This is a genomic window from Legionella quinlivanii (assembly GCF_003265995.1).
GTDB lineage: Bacteria > Pseudomonadota > Gammaproteobacteria > Legionellales > Legionellaceae > Legionella_C > Legionella_C quinlivanii_A.
Window position 1 is genome coordinate 346,010 of sequence record NZ_MVJN01000002.1, and the last position, 20,757, is coordinate 366,766.

Below are 20,757 nucleotides of genomic sequence, written 5' to 3' on the forward strand. Positions count from 1 at the left end.
AGAAGCTATGTCTAAAAAATTATATATTAAAACCAATGGCTGCCAGATGAACGAGTATGATTCCTCAAAAATGGCAGAAGTCTTGTTGCAATCGCATGGTTTACACAAAACCGAGCAGGTGGAAGAAGCAGATGTTATTTTATTAAATACTTGCTCAATCCGTGAAAAAGCGCAGGAAAAAGTGTTCTCCCAGTTAGGCCAGTGGCGGGAATTTAAAGCACAAAATCCCGATGTGATTATTGGTGTAGGCGGTTGTGTGGCCAGTCAGGAAGGAGCCGATATTATCAAACGGGCACCTTTCGTGGATCTTGTATTTGGTCCGCAAACACTTCATCGCCTGCCCGATCTGATTGAAGAACGTCTTAAATCAAAAAAACCAGTGGTTGACATCAGTTTTCCTGAAATTGAAAAATTTGATCATTTACCAGCTCCACGAGCAGAGGGACCAGTCGCATTTGTATCAATTATGGAAGGATGCAGTAAATATTGCAGCTACTGCGTAGTTCCCTACACCCGTGGTGAAGAAATCAGCCGGCCCTTTGATGATGTATTAGTTGAATGCTATCAATTAGCGGCTCAGGGAGTGAGGGAAATCAATCTTCTGGGTCAGAATGTTAATGATTACCGTGGTAAGATGAATTCCGGAGAGATAGCTGATCTGGCTCTTTTGATTCATTATCTGGCTGCAATTGATGGAATCGGACGTATCCGCTTTACCACCTCGCATCCACTGGCATTTTCAGATAATTTAATTAATGCCTATGCCGAAGTTCCGGAACTTGCCAACCATCTGCATCTACCCGTACAGAGCGGCTCTGATCGCATTTTAAGTATGATGAAGCGCGGATATACTGCACTTGAGTTTAAATCAAGAATCCGCAAATTACGTAAAGTCAGACCTGATATTCGTTTATCCACCGACATAATCGTTGGATTTCCCGGAGAAACCGATAAAGACTTCCAGGATACAATGGATTTGGTTCATGAAATCGGCTTCGATACTTCGTTTAGCTTTATATACAGCGCCAGGCCAGGTACTCCCGCTGCCAATTTACCTGATGAAACACCGATGGAGGTTAAAAAGCAGCGTTTGCAGATATTGCAGAATCGCCTGCTGACTAATGCCTCAAATTATAGTAAAGCGATGGTGGGAAGCACTCAGAGAATATTGATCACAGGAACTTCCAAGAAAAATAAAGAGCAACTCGCTGGACGAACCGAATGCAATCGCGTGGTCAACTTTGATGGCCCTGCATCATTAATTGGTCAGTTTAGATCAGTCAGCATCACTGAATCCTTACCAAACTCCCTGCGTGGCCGTTTAATTAAAGATGAGGAACTGGCACTTAATGATTGACGTTGATACAAAAGAATTAATGATTCCCCGTGAACTCCACGGGGAACGCATTGATGTGGTTCTCGCCAGAATGCTCCCTGACTATTCTCGCTCCCAGCTCAGCCAATGGTTAAAACAGGGAAAAATTACTGTTGATAGTCGAACTCTTAAACCTAAAGACAAAGTAAATCATGGAAGTCTCATACAACTGAATCTTGACCAGTTAACAGAAAATAAAACCGGAGTTGCCGAGGCCGAAGACATTCCACTCGATATTGTTTATGAAGATGACTATCTGCTGGTGATTAATAAGCCCGCAGGTCTTGTTGTTCACCCCGGGGCAGGGAATTGGGAGCACACCCTGGTGAATGCCCTTTTGCATCATCTCCCGCAATTATCCGCATTACCACGTGCGGGTTTAATACACCGCCTTGACAAGGACACCACCGGTTTACTGGTTATCGCCAAAACACTGACTGTCCATACTCAATTGACAAGACAAATGCAGGAACGAGAAATTCACCGCCATTATCTGACTCTGGTTCAGGGGCATTTAATCTCCGGAGGCGAAATAGCCACCTGTTTTGGCAGGCATCCATCAAACAGGCTGAAAATGGCAGTTTGTGCACAAGGCAGAGAGGCAGTTACCCATTATTCAATCAAAAAACAATACCAATACTTTACCCTGCTTGAAGTACAGTTATTAACTGGAAGAACGCATCAGATCCGCGTGCATATGGCTCATATCAAGCATCCGGTGTTTGGTGATCAGTTGTATGGAGGGCGAACCCGCGTACCCGCCGAGGCCGATGAAAGCCTGATTAAATTGTTGCAGCAATTCAAACGGCAGGCACTCCATGCTTACACTTTAAGTTTTGAACATCCGCATTCTGATGAGATGGTGAGTTTCAGCGCCCCACTACCTGAAGATTTCGCTACTTTGCTGAGTGCACTGGATCAATACAAGGAAAATAAATGACTTATTTGCAGGCCAATTGGAACGCAGCAGCGAATGTCAGAGCAGTGACAACTACTCGTTTACAAGGTTTCAGTCAGCATCCCTTTGATAAAAACAATCTGGGACAACATGTCGGAGATAATCCGGAACATGTGCAGGCCAATCGAGCTTCTCTGATGGACTCACTCAAATTGCCTGCAGAACCTGAATGGCTTGAACAGACACACAGTACGGATTGCGTTATTGTAGAGCAAGATAATAATCGACAGGCTGATGCCGCCATCACTCGCTCTAATCAGCGCGTGTTGGCGATTATGACTGCCGATTGTTTACCCATCATACTCTCAAATACCCAGGGAGATGAAGTGGCGGCTATTCATGCAGGGTGGCGCGGATTGGCCAATGGTATTATTGAAAACACCCTGGCCAAAATGACCAGCAAGCCTCAGGATCTCATTGCCTGGGTCGGACCTGCGATTTGTCAATCCTGCTATCAGACCGGCCCAGAAGTATATGATTGCTTTCGCACACAATACCCATTTGTTCATGATTGCTTTTTGGCTGATGATTCCAAATGGCGGGCGAATCTGTCTGCAATCGCTGAAAAAATTCTTGCTCATCATCATGTGGCTCAGATCGCTCAGTCCAATGTCTGTACATTTGAGCAAAAAAATGAATTTTATTCCTACCGCCGTGCAGCACAAACAGGTAGAATGGCCACTCTTGTGTGGTTTATTTAGTAACAGGTTTTAATAACAGGAAAAAAATTATGTTTCGTCATTTGCGTTTATTGGGGAGCGGTATCTTACTGGCTCTTCTCTCCTCCTCCGCCCTGGCAGCAGAACAGGAAGCTCCGATGCCGAGTCTGGCTCCCGTTCTTAAAAATGCGATGCCAGCCATTGTGAATGTCGCAGTTCAGGGCATTCTTCCACCGGCAGGCCCAACTGAAGATGAAGAAGATGAAGATAACAATCAGGAAACCCAGCAAGGCACTCCTCCCAAGCCTAAAAAATTTCAAAGCATTGGTTCCGGCGTCATCGTTGATCCTGAACACGGAATTATTATTACCAACGACCATGTAATTCGTAATGCCAATCTTATTACGGTCACCTTGAACGACGGCAGACGTCTTAAGGCCAAACTAATTGGCGGCGATGCGGATACTGATCTTGCCGTGTTGAAGATTGATGCTAAAAATCTGAAAACCTTGCCTATTGGTGATTCCGATAAAGTTGAAGTTGGTGATTTTGTCGTTGCAATTGGAAATCCATTCGGATTAAACAGTTTTGGAAACAGCCAGACCGCAACCTTTGGTATCGTTAGCGCCATGAAACGCAGTGATCTGAATATTGAAGGCATCGAAAACTTCATTCAGACAGATGCTGCCATCAATCCAGGCAACTCAGGCGGTGCACTGGTCAATGCGAAGGGTGAGCTCATTGGTATTAACACAGCCATTCTGTCTCCATATGGCGGTAACGTGGGAATAGGCTTTGCCATTCCGGTCAATATGGCTAAAGACGTCGTTCAGCAAATCATGCAGTTCGGTTCTATTCATCGCGGTCTGATGGGAATATTTGTACAGCATCTGACTCCTGAACTGGCACAGGCAATGGGATACTCTGAAGATTTTCAGGGTGCATTGGTTGCACAGGTCAATGAAGACTCTCCAGCTGAAAAAGCTGGTCTTAAGCCTGGTGATGTGATTACCCAAATCAATAATACTAAAATTACCCAGGCCACTCAGGTTAAAACCACCATTAGCCTGCTGAGGGTAGGTAGTGAAGCCAAAATGACTGTACGCCGCGACGGAAAGGATATTACGCTTACCGCTGTAGTCACAGACATCAAAAAACATGAGCAAAAATTACAGGCCAATAACCCATTCCTTTATGGACTTGCTCTTCGCAATTATGAGCAGGACTCTCCCCTTCATGGTAATGTGGTGGGTATTCAGGTTACTGGCGCCTCGGAGAACAGTGCCGGATGGAGAGCAGGATTACGCCCTGGCGATATTATCATTAGTGCAAATAAGCAACCGACGCCTAATGTTAAAACCCTGCAAAACATTGCCATGCAGAAAAAGCAACAACTTCTGGTACAAGTTTTACGTGGCCCAGGGGCATTGTACATTCTGATTATTTAAATACTAAGTTAAAGAATCACTGCAGGTTGGCCAAAGCCCAACCTGCGTGTAATTGCAGAGTCCCTTGAGGCAGTCACCGAGTTATCAAGCTCTTGCAACTAGCCGTTTCCGCGCGGCATTGCTGCATAAAAAAAACAAAGCTGAGCTGATATAATTGTTCTCCAAACAAACGAGAGTCTTCATCAAACTGTGTCATGCCATGTCATCTCGAACGCAGTGAGAGATCTCCGAAATGCTGGCACAAACCTAGATTTGGGAGATCTCTCACTGCGTTCGAGTTGACGGTGAGTAATGACACAGTTTATAAACACTCTCAAACAAACTGACATACACAGAATTTCTTGATGCCGCAAAAAAAGTATTTTTACCACTTGACAGAATAGCCAATCCAAGACAAAATGGCGACCTTCGTGGCTATGTAGCTCAGCCGGTTAGAGCGCGGCACTCATAATGCTGAGGTCGGTGGTTCGAGTCCACCCATAGCCACCATATCACTTGTTACGACACATCATCCTTAACATTGACGAACCATTCTGTTAAATTCAAATTAAAGCGTAACTCCCAAGATTGTGGATAAATTTGATTTAATTCAATCAAATCGTCTCAACGTCATCCTGAACGCAGTGAAGGATCTGCAACGGAAAGAAAATAATTCTGGTTACCCAGCGAGACAAAGACAACGTTCCTGAGAATAAACAAATTGACAGCATCATTTCTTTGGATCTTAAAGAGCAGTCAAATCAGCTCTGGCATCGGATTGAAGATGAGTTAAATCAATTACTCCCCAACGAAGAGGCCCGCGAGCATCTGGAAGGATCTTCCACATGCAGCTTATTATAACTTAAGCTCCTGAAAGCACCTGTTTTAAAGGTATTTAATTCACAAAAAGTCTATTGTCGCCGTTCTTTTTTCGCTATGATGTGGGCAACATGGATTTAATGGTTGTTGAATGCGAACAGGTGCGTTAGTAATTTCTTTATTGTTTCTAACATTCACTGCTTTTTGTGCAGAGGTTGGTCTTAAAACAATAACTATCGATGGTGAGAAAGCTTATGTGCTGGAAGCTGGCGCTTTTCCCAAAGAAAGCAGTGCCTTACAGCTTAAGCTTAAATTGTCTGCCCTTTTTAAGCAGCCATTAACCATTGATTATCAGACAAACAGAAAACTGTTTGTGGTCAAAATGGGGCCGATTAAAAATCTCGAACAGGCTAAAGAACTTCAGAAATTATTGGGCAACGACACCCCCAAATCAGCCAGCACTCCAATTGCCTCAAATTCTAAAACAACTAATTCAGGCACTGCCCCTTCTGCTGATTCCACAAAAAAATTGTGGAACCTGCGAGGTGCCGATATTCGAGCGGTGATTGCTGAAGTCTCACGCGTAACCGGCAAAAACTTTATCATCGATCCGCGGGTCCAGGGTAAAATATCGATTGTCGCCAGCACACCCATGTCTGATAAGGAGCTCTATCAGGTCTTTCTTTCCATGTTGCAGGTTTCCGGTTATGCCGCTATCCCTTCGGGCGATGTTATTAAAATTGTTCCCAATATTGACGCCAAAACGATCTCTCCTGATTACGAATATGATTTAAAATCTCCCCCTCGCGGCGACGATATGCTGGTTGAAGTGATCCCGGTGAAGTATGTTCCCTCCGAACAACTGGTGCCGGTATTGCGCCCGCTGATGCCGCAATGGAGCAGTGTTTCCGCCTATGCGCCTTCCAACATGCTGATTCTTTCAGGCCGCGCAAGCAATATCCGTAAACTGGCCTCGATTATTAAGCAAGTTGATAGTTCGACTAGTAATGGAATAGATATCGTTCCCTTGCATTTTGCGCTGGCTATGGACGTGGTGGCCACCTTAAAAGATCTGATGAAAACTCAGCCCGGTTCAACAGTACATTCGCAAACGATGCTTGCAGCAGATGATCGAAGCAATGCGATTTTGATCAGCGGCAATAAAACAGAGCGGATTCGGCTCCGTCTTTTAATTTCCCGGTTAGACAGACAACATCCTAATGGTACTAACAGTAACACCCAGGTAATTTATCTGAATTATTTACGAGCTGAAGATCTGGTTCCTATATTGGCAGGTATTGCCCAGGCCAATTTCAGCGGGAATGTCGGCACAACAATTGGTACGATCACACGCCCTGAGCTTGACAGCACTAACCCCGCTTCCAGCCTTGTATCCAATAACAGCTCATCCAGTTCCTCCAGTAATAGCAGCAGCGGTAATAATCCCTTCGGCCAGGGGGGCCAATCTGGCAATCCGGCAGCGACGCCAAACACCACTGGAAGTACCACGCAAAATGAAGGCAGCACAAAGCCAACCGTTCAGATTATTGCAGAACCAAACACCAACTCGATTATTCTGAACGCTCCTGTCAGTCTGATTCGGACTTTAAAGGCAGTAATCAATCAACTGGATATCAAACCCGCTCAGTTGCTGATTGAGGCATTGGTCGCAGAAGTGGATGAAAGCGACATCAATAGCCTTGGCATTGAATGGGGTACTGATCGCCAGACAGGTAATCCAGCCAGTTTTTCTCCTGGATTCGCCATTATCAATAGTAAGACCAGTATCGATGATTTTCAGGCACAGATTTATGCGCTGGCCCGGGCAAGGAAGGCCAATATTTTATCCACGCCTTCCGTTGTGGTTCTCGACAATCGCCAGGCAAAAATTCTGGTGGGTAAACAGGTTTCTGTCGCGTCAACCACTTATCCGAACAATGCCGGCGGTACCACCACAGCAAGCCCCTATGTTACCTTTGACAGGGTCAATGTCGCCTTGCATTTATACGTTCGTCCCCAGATCACTCGCGGCCAGGGCATTCAGTTACAGATTGATCAGGGCAATGATACGCTGGATCCATCAACCACCTTAAATACTGATAATCCAACGTTCAAAATCAGCAGTATTGTGACCGCAGTCCATGTTGAAAGCGGCGATATCGTGGTATTGGGAGGACTAACCCAGGATAGTCTGGCAAATGATGATAATAAACTACCTATTATTGGGGACATTCCCGGTGTGGGAAGGCTTTTTCAACATAATATCCGTAATCGTGAAAAACGGGTGTTAATGGTATTTATTCGTCCTATAATTTTAAGAAACCCAAGAGACTCATTTTCGGTAACTGGTGGCAAATACAATGATCTGAGAGAATATCAGCTTGATTCATTACGTCAGCAGGAAAGTTTCCACCAAAGTGACGATGAGATTGTTTTACCTGCTTTGAGTGGAGCTGAATTGCCAAAACCATTTAACCGTGCCATTAAGCAAGTAGTTATCACTCCCATGCCGACTAAATAATGATGGAAACACAGGATAAACCCAGGCAAATTCCTTACGGGTTTGCCAAAAATAATGGTATCGTAGCTACACCCCCTAATGAGCAAGGGGTCGCCCTGGTTTATCATTTGCCACAACCCTCTTTTTCAGCTCTGGCTGAATTACAGCGCTCATTACAATGCCGTCTCGAATTAAAGGAAGTCTCGGATACCGAGTTCCAACAGCATCTGGCACATTATTATGAATCACGCTCCTCAGTTCTCGATGCCGCAGAAGGGATGGAAGAGGATATGGATTTATCCCTGCTGGCGGATCAATTGCCGATGAGTGAAGACTTGCTTGAAAATCAGGATGATGCACCGGTTATTCGATTAATTAATGCCTTGTTCACTCAGGCTATCAAACAAAAAGCCTCTGATATTCATATTGAGACCTATGAAAGCCGAGTGTTAGTCCGTAATCGAATTGATGGTGTCTTGCATGAGGTTTTGGAAATTCAGCGTGCAATCGCCCCGCTGGTTATATCAAGGGTCAAAGTTATGGCCAAGCTTGATATTGCCGAAAAACGAATTCCCCAGGATGGCCGCATCGCCTTACGAATCGGCGGGCATAACATTGATGTACGCGTATCTACCCTTCCCTCTAACCACGGTGAACGCATTGTACTTCGTATTCTCGACAAGCAGGCCGCACAGCTCGACCTTAGCTTATTAGGAATGCCCGATTATATTCTTAAAATCATGCGAGGAATGATTGCACAACCGCATGGTATTATTCTGGTGACCGGTCCAACTGGCTCAGGTAAAACAACCAGCCTTTATGCAATGCTCACCGAATTAAATGAAGTAAGCCGTAATATTCTCACCATTGAAGATCCCATTGAGTATGATTTACCAGGAATTGGCCAGACGCAGGTTAATACCAAAGTGCAGATGACTTTCGCAAAGGGCTTACGCGCCATTTTAAGACAGGATCCGGATGTGGTGATGATTGGAGAGATTCGCGACCTGGAAACTGCTGAAATTGCGGTACAGGCAAGCCTTACCGGACACCTGGTACTTTCAACCTTACACACCAACAGTGCGCTTGGGGCTTTAACCCGTTTGAATGATATGGGTGTGGAATCTTTCCTGCTTTCCTCCAGCCTCGTCGGATTAATTGCGCAGCGCTTGGTCAGAAGACTATGTCCTCATTGCAAAACCCCTCATCATTTACGACCTGATGAAAGAGAACTCATGGGACTTACTCCTGATATAGATACATCAAAAGTATGTGAACCCAAAGGTTGTGAGGAATGCAATTTTCTGGGCTATCGTGGACGAAGCGGTATTTATGAACTCATCCCTATTGATGAGACTTTACAAGGAATGATTCACCGTAACGACAGCCTGCAGACCATTGAAAAATATTTAAGGCCCGCTGTTCCCACAATTCGCGGAGATGGTTTCAAACGAGTGCTGGCTGGCGACACCTCACTCGCCGAGATATTAAGGGTAACCAGTCAGCATTAAGCTTTTTGTTTTCTCGAGCGAAGCATTTAAACCCTCTCTCTAACTCTCTCCAGAGGGAGAGAGGATTTTAAGTGAAATTTTTTTAAAGAAAATCCCCTCTCCCTCCGGGAGAGGGCTAGGGAGAGGGCTGACTCCTACAGCAACAAAATCTTTATTCAGAGAGAAAATGTATCGCTAGCCATCTGAATAATATTTTCCTCAATAGGCGTAAGACTCGCCAAACCCCCATCGAGGCTGATGCCGACAGAACCGCATTCCAGTGACGGGGGCGTGCTTTTTCGCCGGGGCTCTTTCCATAAAGAGGAACTGCTCTCTGATGAATTTAGAGATTGAACTCGTTTAGCTGGTTTGGATTCTCCTTCACCTGGCATCGCTCGTGAAGAGCCAAAGAAAAGCAGCTGTGCTTTAAGTTTCCCTATTGCTGTTCTTGGACTATCCGCATTTTCTCTATTCGCTGGCTGCGTCTTTATTCGTTCAATATATAAAAAAAATGATTGAAGTCTTTGTTTGTAGCAATGCTCTTCAATATAGGGAAAACCCATCTTTTTTACATAAATCTCATTATTAATTTTTATTGCACGGGCTACACTTTCACTCAAAGAGGTCAGCGTACTCTGTAAGAAAAGGTACTGGGGTTCCGACAACTGAGTCATGGATTTCAGCCAGTTATGAAAAACCGATAATAACTTTGGTAAACAGAGTTTAGGCAAATCCAGTTTATCCCCTACCTTGATTTTTGGCAGCAGATTCTGATCCAGAAAATCCTGGTTGAATCGCTGCAATATTGAGGTTACGTTGGAAAAATTAATCTGGCTTAAATCCAGAAATACATTCCTGGGATATAACACATAAGAAGCTAAGGACTGCTCATCCTCATTATAAAAAGTATACTCAGCTAAAAATTCACGTATATCCGTACGAAAACAATCGGCTTGAAACTGGTTTTTACATTTTCTTTCATAGAGATTGAGAATAGTGCCGCCCACCTGTTCTGATTTGGAAATCAACCTGGAATTCCCTTCAGAGGCTTTAGTAATATCCCCCAGAATCCCAGGAATAAAGGGCAGTGAGCTATCAAATGAATTTGCCGCACGGCGCAACCATTTAAAATTTTCCTGATTGCTGACCAGCTCATCAAGCTGATTATAGACTTCACGATCAGCTGGCGTCAGTTTTTTAAAATATTTATTAAGCCGAAGGATGCGATGAGAATTCAAGACACTCGCTATTAACATGAGATGGTTCAAATCAGCTTCACTTTCTCCCCTGAAATTACAAAGCGCCTGGGCTAATTGTAAAAGCAGTTGCAAGACATTAGCTACGTTTTTAGAAGTCTGACTGAGAATTTTATGTACAAAATAATTATTTAATTTATTAAAATTATCGGTACATTGAAGAATTGTCCTGGCTTTATCTGATTGATCAGCCTTAGACCAATTATTATGCCTGAACTCTTCCAGTGAAACGTTCCTGTAGAAACCGCGGGTAAGCATGCGCAGCTCATCGGCAATTAATTCCACTTCAGCACTACGCTCTCCAGGTTTCTTTTGTAATGCGCTATCTACCAGGGCATCAAAACTGCATCGCTGCGAAATTTTTGGATGATTGATCCAATCGATCAGTTGCCGATAGTTCCTGAAGAAGGGTGAACTGTGAAGGTTAACGAGCTCGTCAAATAATTTACTTAAAGGAAGCCCTAACTCATCCAGGCCTTGCGTATAATATAGACTGCGCTTGCCGAATAAACTCAACTGATTCTGAAAAGAAGCCTCATTGGAAATGTTGCCAATAGCTCCGTTATAATAAAGAAGCTGCCAATTGAAATAGTGTGAAAGCAGTTTTTGTCTTCTGTCTAATTTTGGAAAAAGAAGATACAAACCATTTAGAATTTCTTCAAAACTGTACTCCTGCTGTAAGCCTAAAATCTGCCGATTCAGCAATTCAATAGGAAAGTGACCATTTTCAAAATTGATACTCGACATCTCCGTCATACTCCAGAGCGCTTCAAGTAACTTAGCCTTATTAGAGTCCAGGGCTTCAAATGAAGGCGGAGTATTCTTTACATAGTTCTGATTAAAGCCTTCAATTAAGATTAACTGAAGATAATTTTCCACTAACCTGAAGTGCTTTTCATAGAGTTTTTTTGATTCCTCCTGAACAACTGGTTGAAGAACCTGCAATAGTTCAGCCAGTACTTCCTTGCTTTTGCTATTTTTAAAAATAGTCGCTTCCAGTTGGCTATCTTCATAGGATAATAGCCTTGTTTTTTTAATAAAATCAGATAGTTGCTTTAAATAGGCTGTTGATGTGCTGTTTTCATTAAAATTCTTAAGCAATTCAAGAAATGTGCGGGAAAAATCATCCAGAGACTCATATTCCTTAGATTGAAAAGAATCTCCTCTCATCAATTGGAGCGCCTCTTCCCAGGTATATCTTCTGTCATTTTCAAGCTCATCCATGATAGAAGTTGTGTTTCCAGAGGGTAAATGACAAAAACGAGGGAAGGTCTTTCTGATTTCCGATTTTTTTGTTGAAGACGTATCACAGGAAACGAGACTTAATGATCTTAACCGCTCCAAATCCTTGCTCACCAGTGCATTCAATACGGCTCGATTATTGTCGGCCAGGCTGAAAGCAGACTCACCCTGCTCATTTCTTACCAATACATCATTTTTTTCCTGCTTAACCAAGGCATTAATCGCCCAAATTCGGCCGCTTTTTACTGCAATATGCAGCGCAGTATCGCCGTTTTTGGTTAAGCGATTGATTAGACCAGGACGAATTTCAAGAATATTTGCCAATAAAGTTGAATTGTCTTTTTCAGTTTTCACAAGATAATGGAGAACACTTTGCCCTTCACTATCCTCTCGAAATAGTAATGGCCAAAAGCTTTGATTTTTAAGTAGCTCAAAAAATATATCTTCTTTATTATTTTCAAGCAGGCATTGAAAGAGAGATAAGTTGGTTGCGCGTGACGTACTGCTATTATAAGTTAATGCCATCAGCTCAGGATTTTTCGACAATCCATTGATTAGGGCGATTGAGATTTTCTTATAATTTTTTTTGCTGTGAATAAGTTCCAGTATTTTTTTCTTGTTCAAAATAAAATCCTTTTTTTACAATAACATACTGATTAATAGAAAAAAGTGAAGATAGAGAAAAAAACTCACATTTAGGGTAAAAATTAATAATAGGTTTAAATAGATCGATTGCCAAGACATTTCAGATAATTGCTGAAATTTAACTTGCTAATATTGGCTTAAGCATGGTCGTTTAAAATAGACTAACTTAAGACTTTGCCTAGCCATTATGAGTCCTCAAGATTTTCGTCAATTATTTGAAGAGGATAACCTGGAAGAGTTACTCTCATTTTTCAGATTATACCCTCAGATTGAAAAAGCCTGGCTTTCCGTGTTCAGTCAGGAACTAATCACATTCTGTATTCAGTTTGAAAGCAGCAATATCGCTCGATATTTGGCGGAACGCTCCGAAATCAATTTAGACCAGCTCATTGCTTTTTGTGAATTAGGAAAGTATGAAGCCAGGGCCCCTGAAAAGCTTGAGTCTTTGATACAATTTCTTCATCGGCTGGAGAAATGGAAAGATCAGAAAGGCTTTTTGCAAAATGAATATTTTCTTCAGGCAATTACGGATGCCATAACATCTGGCAATCAGGATGATGTCCATTATTTTCTCACTCACTTTCCTGAAACACGATACCTTAGGGATAGTAAAAAGAATAATTTCATATTAATTGCCATTCTGCATTCTCAAATAGACATTGCCAAAATGCTGGTTAACAGCGGATGGTATCTTCCCCATATCTACAAGAATGAGGAGAACCAAACAGCCTTCGACACGGCTGAAAAACTTCAATTAACCGAGCTTTGCTCCTTTTTGTATTCAACCTATGATTCTCAGTTGCTCGATATTTTCAATTGGAACATTTCAAACGATTCAGTCTTTGATGAAAATGATGATCTTTCCATAAAAGGTTTAGCATTGATGCTGAATGCTAAGGGAAATAAAATCAGATCACGCTACCAGGACCATAAGGATTTATCTATCTATTTCATCAGCGGTGATTGCGATGCGATTGAACTGGTACAATTTGCTGAGAAATTTTTTGCGTCTGATAAAGACCGCTGCCACATTTATCATGATGATGGCGGACATCGTTGCCTGATTGCTTTAGAAAAAATCGATGGGGTTCTATATATTAATGTGGTCGACTCTCTGGCCACCTGGAATTTACAACAGTTTATTCTGGATTTACTGAATAGTGGAAAATATTCCATATCGGGTGAAGACGTTGTACTTCTGAAATCTCAAACCGCTCAGCAGTCGGCTGCCACAGGATGCCGTTATTATGCTCTGAAAAATTTATCCCTGGTCTGCCGATACCCATCGTTCACTAAAGAAGTATTAAAAGACAAGTACTTCATCAAAGAAGAGAACGTAAAAGGAACCAGTGTTATTTTCTATCGTTTGCCGCCTGAGTTCATGCATTTGACAAGCTCCCCCAAGCAGATTAAGCAATATATTGCTAACAATGAGGACGCAAGACAGATTCTAAGGACCAGCAAACAGGGCGAAGCCCAGGATTTGCGAGCCTGGGCCTACCATAAAAGAGATAAATATGGTATTCAAAGCCCGGAAGCACTACCTAACCGAGAGTTTAATCCGGATGTTGAAGCCGGAGAGAATAATCCGCGAGAGCTGCTAAAGAATAACTCCATCTGGTATTTTGCAAGTAAATATACTAAATCCGTAATTCCAGAAATGCTGAGATCCAATACACAGGATGAATTGAAAACGATGATTAAGAAGGTTGACTGGCGTAATACGCTATTTCATTCCAGTAAATCTCAGGAATCTTATGCAGTGGATATTGAGGAGGAGCTTAAGTCACTGCAGTTTGAACGTCCATCCAATCAATCAGCTTGATTGTGCTACTGTGTCCTTACTCACAGGCAAGCCGTCATCTCGAACGCAGTGAGAGATGACGTGGCATGACAGTGTATTGAAACTTAAGCTCAGTTTTTTCGTCGCCAGCTGGTTCCTGAGGCGCTATCCGCCAACTCCACACCACTTTCGGCAAGCTGATCTCTGATTTCATCAGCACGCTTCCAGTTTTTTTCGGCCTTGGCTTGTGTACGCTCAGCAATAAGCTGCTCAATAGTCGCCTTATCAATGCCTGTGGGCTCAGCTTGTAAAAACTGCTCAGGTTCTATTTGCAGCAAGCCTAGAACTTCAGCCAGTTTCTTTAAGGTTGCAGCCTGGCGTGGATCACGGGTTTTATTTAGCTCATGGCTCAGTTGAAATAACACTGAAAGAGCGATGGGAGTATTAAAATCATCATTCATCGCCTCATTAAACTGATTCGACCAGTCAGTATCCATCTCTTCATTGCCCGAGAATTCAATATCCTTCAGTGACTGGTATAACCGGGTCAGCGCTTTGGCCGAGTTGCTTAAATTTTCATCCGAATAATTCAGCGGGCTGCGGTAATGGCTGCTTAACAGAAAATAACGGATCACTTCGGGATGATGGTTCTTGAGCACGTCTTCAATAGTGTAAAAGTTACCCAAAGATTTCGCCATTTTCTCATTGTTAACCTGCAGCATTCCCACATGGATCCAATAATTGGCAAAGGGTTTTCCGGTTGCCGCTTCACTCTGTGCAATTTCATTCTCATGATGAGGGAACTGTAAATCCAGGCCTCCACCATGAATATCAAATTGCTGACCTAACTCATGCATCGCCATTGCTGAGCATTCAATATGCCAGCCTGGCCGTCCGTCCCCCCAGGGAGAAGGCCAACTGGGTTCGCCGGGTTTCGCTGATTTCCATAATACAAAATCAAGAGGAGAACGCTTCTCTCTGACGACTTCGATTCTGGCACCTGCTACCAGCCCTTCCAAATCTTTGTGAGATAATTTGCCATACTCTTTGAAGCTGCTCACCTCAAAGCATACATCGCCATTATCACTGATATAAGCGTTTTTGCGCTCCAGTAATTTTTCAATTAACTGAATGATTGAATGGATGTGAGCTGTGGCACGCGGCTCAACATCTGGAGGCAAGATATTTAATGAACGCTCATCATTGTGCATTGCATCAATAAAATGACTGGTCAGCTCATTAATAGAAATGCCACGCTCCTGCGCCCGCACGATAATTTTATCGTCAATATCAGTAATATTGCGCACATAGGTCACTTCATAATTTTGGCTGCGCAGAAAGCGTACCATCGCGTCAAAGCAAACCATAGAACGTGCATGACCTAGATGACAACGATCATATACGGTGATACCGCAGGCATACAGGCCGATTTTACCCGGGGTTAGTGCTTTAAATGCTTCCTTTTTTCTTGTCAGCGAATTATATAAACTTAACATGCCTGCTCTCTTAACTAATTTTTGTCCAAGTGTCTCTTAGTCCAACCACACGGTGAAACGCTTTAACCTGCCCCGCTTCGGTTTCATTGACGCAATAATATCCCAGGCGCTCGAATTGATAGACTTCACTTTCTTTCGACTTGGCCAGTGATGGTTCACAATAAGCCTGCTGTACCAGTAATGAATCATGATTCAAAAACTGCATGAAATCGTCTTCACGCCCTGGATTCGCATCGTTGAATAAACGATCGTACTGATAAATAGTCACCGGATAAGCGTGATGTGCGGAGACCCAGTGGATAACCCCTTTTACCTTTCTGCCGACCGGGTTTTTTCCAAGTGTTTCGGGATCATAAGTACAGCGCAACTCTACAACCTCACCTTGTTCATTGCGCAACACCTCATTGCAGCGAATCACATAGGCGTGTCTTAAACGCACTTCGGCACCGACTGTCAATCTAAAATAATCTTTCGGAGGGTTTTCCATAAAATCACTTCGCTCGATATATATCTCACGAGCAAAAGGAAGGACTCGATTACCAGCATCCGGATCCTGAGGGTGATAGGAGGCGATAAGCTCTTCCACCTTATCCTCAGGATAATTTTCAATGACCAGTTTAATTGGCTCAAGAACACACAAAGCCCGTTTAGCATGGCGGTTAAGCTCATCGCGGACACAGGCTTCCAGAACAGACATGTCAATGACGGAATCACTGCGGGAAATACCAATTTGCTCGCAAAATTCACGGAGAGCCGCTGGCGGATAACCTCTTTTACGCATGCCGCGAATGGTAGGAAGACGGGGATCATCCCAACCGTTTACAACATTTTGCTCAACCAACTGTCTCAGCTTGCGTTTACTGGTGACTGTGTGTGACAGATTCAGGCGTGCAAACTCGGTTTGAATGGGTTTAGCCGGTACAGGCAGGTTATCGATAAACCAATCATATAAGGGACGATGATCCTGAAATTCAAGCGTACATAGCGAGTGAGTTATCTTTTCGAGTGCATCCGAAATGGGATGCGCATAATCATACATCGGATAGATACACCATTGATCACCTGTGCGTTGGTGACTGGCATGTCGAATGCGGTATAGTACCGGATCTCTCATATTAATATTGCCGGATTGCATATCAATTTTGGCTCTCAGCACATGAGTTCCGTCAGGAAACTCCCCTGCTTTCATTCGCTCAAATAAATCCAGATTCTCCTCTATGCTTCGCGCGCGATAGGGACTTTCTCTACCTGGTTCCTGCAAAGTTCCACGATAGGCTCTGATTTCTTCCATGCTTAAGCTGTCAACATAGGCCTTGCCTTCTTTAATCAGCAACACCGCATAATCATACAATTGCTGATAATAATCAGAAGAATGAGTCATGTCGTGCCATTGAAATCCCAGCCATTTGACATCTTCGATCATTGCATGAACATATTCTTCTTCCTCTTTGATTGGATTGGTGTCATCAAAACGGAAGTAGCATTTTCCGGAAAACTCTTCTGCCAGACCAAAGTTCAGACAAATTGACTTGGCATGACCTACATGTAAATAGCCATTAGGCTCCGGAGGGAATCGGGTAATAATTTCTTTATGCTTTCCAGTCTCCAGATCATCAGTGATTAACTGTCTGATAAAATGAGCTCTTTTTTCGTTAATTTCTGTCATCGTATTATCCATCTATCGCATTTCGGATCGAATTAATTAAAGTATTCACAGCCTGTTTAATATTCTTTTTCTGGTTAAACGCATCAATCATCGCGTTAATTAGCGCAGCGCCCACAATGACGCCATCAGCAAATTCAGCGACATCCGCAGCCATTTGCGGAGTTTTAATTCCAAAGCCTACCATTAAAGGGATGCTTGTCTGCGTTTTTCGATACTGATAATTTTCCCTGACAGCCTGCATATCCAGGGCGTCTGAGCCGGTAACGCCCTTTAAGGATACGTAATACAGATAGCCCTGGCCATATTCATTAATTAATTTCATTCGCTCATCTGAAGTCGTGGGGGAACATAAATAAATGCTGTACAAACCCTGCGAGCGCCAAATTTCATTCACCAGTTTGCTTTCTTCGGGAGGTAAATCCACTAAAATCGTTCCATCAACACCGACCTCTCTGGCTTTTTTTGCGAAACGCTCATAGCCATAAATTTCAATGGGATTGACATAGCCCATTATCACAACAGGCGTATTGCTATCCTTCTGTCGGAATTGCCTGACCATCTCCAGGACCTGATCGCAATTCACCTGATGGCTCAAAGCGCGCTCCATAGCCGCCTGAATCACCGGCCCCTCAGCCATAGGATCCGAGAAAGGGATCCCCAATTCAAGCACATCCGCGCCTCCTTCAACCAGAGCATGCATTAACTCCACAGTATGCTCAGGTCCCGGATCACCTGCCGTTATATAGGGGCTAAGCATTTTCTTATTAGCCGCTTTTAATGCCGAGAGCGTTTTATCAATTCGATTCATTCAGTCACTCTTACTTGCTTGGTTAAATCGTCATCCCGTCAATTTCCGCCACGGTATGCATGTCTTTATCGCCGCGGCCTGACAGGTTAACAATAATTTGCTGGGAATTTTTCATCTCTGGCGCCAGTTTCATCGCATAGGCAACTGCATGGCTTGACTCAAGGGCCGGAATGATTCCTTCAACCCGGGTTAAACTGCGAAAGGCGTTCAGCGCTTCGTCGTCTGTAATACCTACGTATTCAGCACGACCGCTGTCTCGAAGCCAGGCATGCTCCGGTCCTACACCGGGATAATCAAGACCCGCAGAAATGGAATGAGTATCCTTTATCTGACCATCTTCATCACAGAGCAGGTAGGTTCGATTGCCATGCAGCACACCTGGTTTTCCAGCAATCAGGGAAGCCGCGTGTTCTCCAGTTTCGATGCCCTTGCCAGCAGCTTCCACACCGAATATCTTCACTGCGGGATCGTTCAGAAAGGGATAAAACAGGCCAATTGCATTCGAGCCGCCTCCCACACAAGCCACAACCGCATCGGGCAGGCGACCAGTCTTATCGAGCATTTGCTGACGCGACTCTCTTCCAATGACAGCCTGAAAATCTCTGACCATCTGCGGATAAGGATGAGGTCCTGCTACTGTGCCAATGATATAAAACGTATTATCTACATTACTAACCCAGTCACGCATTGCTTCATTGAGCGCGTCCTTTAGTGTTCTCGAGCCTGAAGTTACTGGAACAACTGTCGCACCCAATAGCTTCATACGATACACATTACTCGATTGGCGCTTAATATCTTCAGAGCCCATATAGACAACGCATTCCATTCCCAGTTTGGCAGCAACAGTTGCTGAGGCAACTCCATGCTGGCCTGCGCCGGTTTCAGCAATAATACGGGCTTTACCCATCCGCTTGGCCAATAATCCCTGACCAATGGTATTATTTACTTTATGTGCGCCGGTGTGGTTCAGATCTTCCCTTTTCAGGTAAATTCTGGCTCCACCCAATTGCCTGCTCAGGCGCTCGGCATAGTACAAGGGGCTAGGCCTGCCTACATAATCTTTTAATTCAGAATCCAGTTCGGCAAGAAACTCGGGATCATTTTTATAAAACTCATAAGCTTTCTTAAGGTTTTCAAGCGCAAACATCAGCGTATCTGCAACGAACATCCCACCGTAGGGGCCAAAATGACCTAATTGGTCCGGCAGCTCATTAATGCTCATGTATTCCTCCTGCCAATTCGACAAAACGAATCATTTTGTCATGATCTTTAATACCTGGAGAACTCTCCACTCCACTGCAGACATCCACCGCATCGGGATGACAGGTCTCAAGCGCCTGTACGATGTTTGCAGTGTTCAATCCCCCCGCCAGGATGAGCGGAAGTCTTCTCTGTAAAGGGATTAGATTCCAGTCAAATACTTGCCCGCTGCCTCCTCTCACACCAATTGAAGGAGTTTCCAGCAGCAGAGCAGAAGCAGTCTCATACTTTGCTATTGCGTCATTAACACTAGCAGAAGACATTACTGGAACGGCCTTGATAAAAGGACGATTAAACTGCCTGCAAAACTCCGGCGGCTCATCCCCATGAAACTGCAGGCAGCTAACTGGCAGTTCATCTAAAATCTTCTGCACGACCTGTACAGCAGGATTGACCAGCACGGCCACCAGATCAACAAAAACAGGCCAGTCACGAACCAACTCCCTGGCTTGCTCCAGAGAAACATGACGGGGGCTGGCCGGGTGAAAAATTAAACCAACGGCATCAACGCCCAAATGAGCAGCCGCCATTATATCTTCCCGGCGGGTCATCCCGCACATCTTGATCCGGACGCGTTTATTCATTATTTGTTCCAGAGAAATAAGGGGCCAAGCGGGCCCTGAATAACGCCATAATCTTTTGGATAACTTACATTGACCAAATATAGCCCATAAGGTGGAGCAGTTTCTGCACCCAGGCGACGATCCTTTGCCTGCAGCACTTCCCCAACCCATTCCACCGGTTTTTTTCCAGTACCGACCGCAATCAGGACACCCGCAATGTTGCGCACCATATGATGCAAAAATGCATTGGCTGTAATATCTATCATGACCAAATCCCCATTACGTGTCACTTCCAGAGTGTGGATATTACGCATGGGCGTGTTGGACTGACATTCTACCGAGCGAAAGGACGTATAATCGTTTTCTCCAAGCAGAAAACGAGCAGCCTCCTGCATGGAGTGATGCTCAAGCTGCCGATACTGCCAGGTCACATTGCCTCTTAATAAGGCTGGCCTTATAGACGAATTATAGATGATATATCGATATCTTCGTGAAAGCGCTGAATAGCGCGCATGAAATTCCTCCGGCATTTCCTTTCCCCATTTGATACAGACATCTTTGGGAAGAAATGAATTGACTCCATGAATCCAGGCACGAATCGTTCTTTGCTTTTCACAATCAAAATGGATTACCTGATTGGTGGCATGAACCCCAGTGTCAGTTCGTCCGGCGCATACTACTGAAATGTCCATATCCGCAACACGGGATAAGGCATTTTCCAAAACTTGTTGAATCGTATGCAGGCCTGTTTGCGCCTGCCAGCCATGATACTGGCTTCCGTCGTATTCAACCCCTAAGGCAATACGCATG

Annotated in this window: 14 protein-coding genes and 1 tRNA gene; 8 read left to right on the top strand and 7 right to left on the bottom strand. The window is 44.0% G+C overall.

Annotated elements, in window-relative coordinates:
• Positions 1-7 precede the first annotated feature (7 nt).
• The 7 genes from miaB to lspE all read left to right on the top strand — a co-directional run bounded on the left by miaB (position 8) and on the right by lspE (position 9,249).
• Positions 8-1,357 (top strand): tRNA (N6-isopentenyl adenosine(37)-C2)-methylthiotransferase MiaB, encoded by a 1,350-nt coding sequence (miaB, locus tag B1207_RS03435; protein WP_112218604.1) that lies wholly within the window; start codon positions 8-10, stop codon positions 1,355-1,357.
• Positions 1,350-2,315 (top strand): 23S rRNA pseudouridine(1911/1915/1917) synthase RluD, encoded by a 966-nt coding sequence (rluD, locus tag B1207_RS03440; protein WP_112218605.1) that lies wholly within the window; start codon positions 1,350-1,352, stop codon positions 2,313-2,315. The genes miaB and rluD overlap by 8 nt, the downstream gene beginning before the upstream one ends.
• The gene (gene pgeF / locus B1207_RS03445; RefSeq protein ID WP_112218606.1) at positions 2,312-3,034 is read left to right on the top strand and encodes a peptidoglycan editing factor PgeF; all 723 of its coding nucleotides are present in this window, start codon (positions 2,312-2,314) and stop codon (positions 3,032-3,034) included. The genes rluD and pgeF overlap by 4 nt, the downstream gene beginning before the upstream one ends.
• A gap of 116 nt (positions 3,035-3,150) precedes the next feature.
• Positions 3,151-4,440, top strand: a complete 1,290-nt coding sequence (locus B1207_RS03450; RefSeq protein ID WP_437178496.1) for a Do family serine endopeptidase — start codon at positions 3,151-3,153, stop codon at positions 4,438-4,440.
• A 412-nt stretch (positions 4,441-4,852) separates the two neighbouring features.
• Positions 4,853-4,929 (top strand) — tRNA-Met (locus B1207_RS03455).
• A gap of 460 nt (positions 4,930-5,389) precedes the next feature.
• Positions 5,390-7,759 carry a GspD family T2SS secretin variant LspD gene (gene lspD, locus B1207_RS03460; RefSeq protein WP_112218608.1) on the top strand — a complete coding sequence of 790 codons (2,370 nt, stop codon included), beginning with the start codon at positions 5,390-5,392 and terminating at the stop codon, positions 7,757-7,759.
• A gap of 2 nt (positions 7,760-7,761) precedes the next feature.
• Positions 7,762-9,249, top strand: a complete 1,488-nt coding sequence (gene lspE / locus B1207_RS03465; protein ID WP_112218667.1) for a GspE family T2SS ATPase variant LspE — start codon at positions 7,762-7,764, stop codon at positions 9,247-9,249.
• A gap of 155 nt (positions 9,250-9,404) precedes the next feature.
• Here lspE and B1207_RS03470 read toward each other — a convergent pair whose 3' ends face one another.
• Positions 9,405-12,350 (bottom strand): RasGEF domain-containing protein, encoded by a 2,946-nt coding sequence (locus B1207_RS03470; protein ID WP_112218609.1) that lies wholly within the window; start codon positions 12,348-12,350, stop codon positions 9,405-9,407.
• A 208-nt stretch (positions 12,351-12,558) separates the two neighbouring features.
• On the opposite strand from B1207_RS03470, the gene B1207_RS03475 reads away from it, so the two are divergent.
• Positions 12,559-14,196, top strand: a complete 1,638-nt coding sequence (locus B1207_RS03475) for a hypothetical protein (protein ID WP_112218610.1) — start codon at positions 12,559-12,561, stop codon at positions 14,194-14,196.
• 89 nt (positions 14,197-14,285) lie between these two features.
• Here B1207_RS03475 and cysS read toward each other — a convergent pair whose 3' ends face one another.
• The 6 genes from cysS to truA are packed head-to-tail and all read right to left on the bottom strand — an operon-like array spanning position 14,286 to position 20,756.
• Positions 14,286-15,650, bottom strand: a complete 1,365-nt coding sequence (cysS, locus tag B1207_RS03480) for a cysteine--tRNA ligase (protein WP_112218611.1) — start codon at positions 15,648-15,650, stop codon at positions 14,286-14,288.
• 10 nt (positions 15,651-15,660) lie between these two features.
• On the bottom strand, positions 15,661-17,316 hold the full coding sequence (locus B1207_RS03485; protein ID WP_112218612.1) for a glutamine--tRNA ligase/YqeY domain fusion protein: 1,656 nt from the start codon (positions 17,314-17,316) through the stop codon (positions 15,661-15,663).
• Between the two features lie 4 nt (positions 17,317-17,320).
• On the bottom strand, positions 17,321-18,124 hold the full coding sequence (gene trpA / locus B1207_RS03490; RefSeq protein ID WP_112218613.1) for a tryptophan synthase subunit alpha: 804 nt from the start codon (positions 18,122-18,124) through the stop codon (positions 17,321-17,323).
• A 22-nt stretch (positions 18,125-18,146) separates the two neighbouring features.
• Positions 18,147-19,346, bottom strand: coding sequence for a tryptophan synthase subunit beta (gene trpB / locus B1207_RS03495; protein ID WP_112218614.1), 1,200 nt, complete (start codon positions 19,344-19,346; stop codon positions 18,147-18,149).
• Positions 19,336-19,968 (bottom strand): phosphoribosylanthranilate isomerase, encoded by a 633-nt coding sequence (locus B1207_RS03500; RefSeq protein ID WP_112218615.1) that lies wholly within the window; start codon positions 19,966-19,968, stop codon positions 19,336-19,338. Before B1207_RS03500 ends, trpB begins: the two co-directional genes overlap by 11 nt.
• Positions 19,968-20,756, bottom strand: coding sequence for a tRNA pseudouridine(38-40) synthase TruA (gene truA, locus B1207_RS03505; RefSeq protein WP_112218616.1), 789 nt, complete (start codon positions 20,754-20,756; stop codon positions 19,968-19,970). Before truA ends, B1207_RS03500 begins: the two co-directional genes overlap by 1 nt.
• Between the last annotated feature and the right edge of the window lies 1 nt (position 20,757).

Excerpts from the sequence above, each read along its gene's own strand:
- B1207_RS03475 (WP_112218610.1), top strand. The coding sequence starts at position 12,559 with ATGAGTCCTCAAGATTTTCGTCAATTATTTGAAGAGGATAACCTGGAA.
- miaB (WP_112218604.1), top strand. The coding sequence starts at position 8 with ATGTCTAAAAAATTATATATTAAAACCAATGGCTGCCAGATGAACGAG.
- truA (WP_112218616.1), bottom strand. The coding sequence starts at position 20,756 with ATGCGTATTGCCTTAGGGGTTGAATACGACGGAAGCCAGTATCATGGC.
- rluD (WP_112218605.1), top strand. The coding sequence starts at position 1,350 with ATGATTGACGTTGATACAAAAGAATTAATGATTCCCCGTGAACTCCAC.
- B1207_RS03500 (WP_112218615.1), bottom strand. The coding sequence starts at position 19,968 with ATGAATAAACGCGTCCGGATCAAGATGTGCGGGATGACCCGCCGGGAA.
- cysS (WP_112218611.1), bottom strand. The coding sequence starts at position 15,650 with ATGTTAAGTTTATATAATTCGCTGACAAGAAAAAAGGAAGCATTTAAA.
- trpB (WP_112218614.1), bottom strand. The coding sequence starts at position 19,346 with ATGAGCATTAATGAGCTGCCGGACCAATTAGGTCATTTTGGCCCCTAC.
- B1207_RS03485 (WP_112218612.1), bottom strand. The coding sequence starts at position 17,316 with ATGACAGAAATTAACGAAAAAAGAGCTCATTTTATCAGACAGTTAATC.
- lspE (WP_112218667.1), top strand. The coding sequence starts at position 7,762 with ATGGAAACACAGGATAAACCCAGGCAAATTCCTTACGGGTTTGCCAAA.
- pgeF (WP_112218606.1), top strand. The coding sequence starts at position 2,312 with ATGACTTATTTGCAGGCCAATTGGAACGCAGCAGCGAATGTCAGAGCA.
- trpA (WP_112218613.1), bottom strand. The coding sequence starts at position 18,124 with ATGAATCGAATTGATAAAACGCTCTCGGCATTAAAAGCGGCTAATAAG.
- lspD (WP_112218608.1), top strand. The coding sequence starts at position 5,390 with ATGCGAACAGGTGCGTTAGTAATTTCTTTATTGTTTCTAACATTCACT.
- B1207_RS03450 (WP_437178496.1), top strand. The coding sequence starts at position 3,151 with ATGCCGAGTCTGGCTCCCGTTCTTAAAAATGCGATGCCAGCCATTGTG.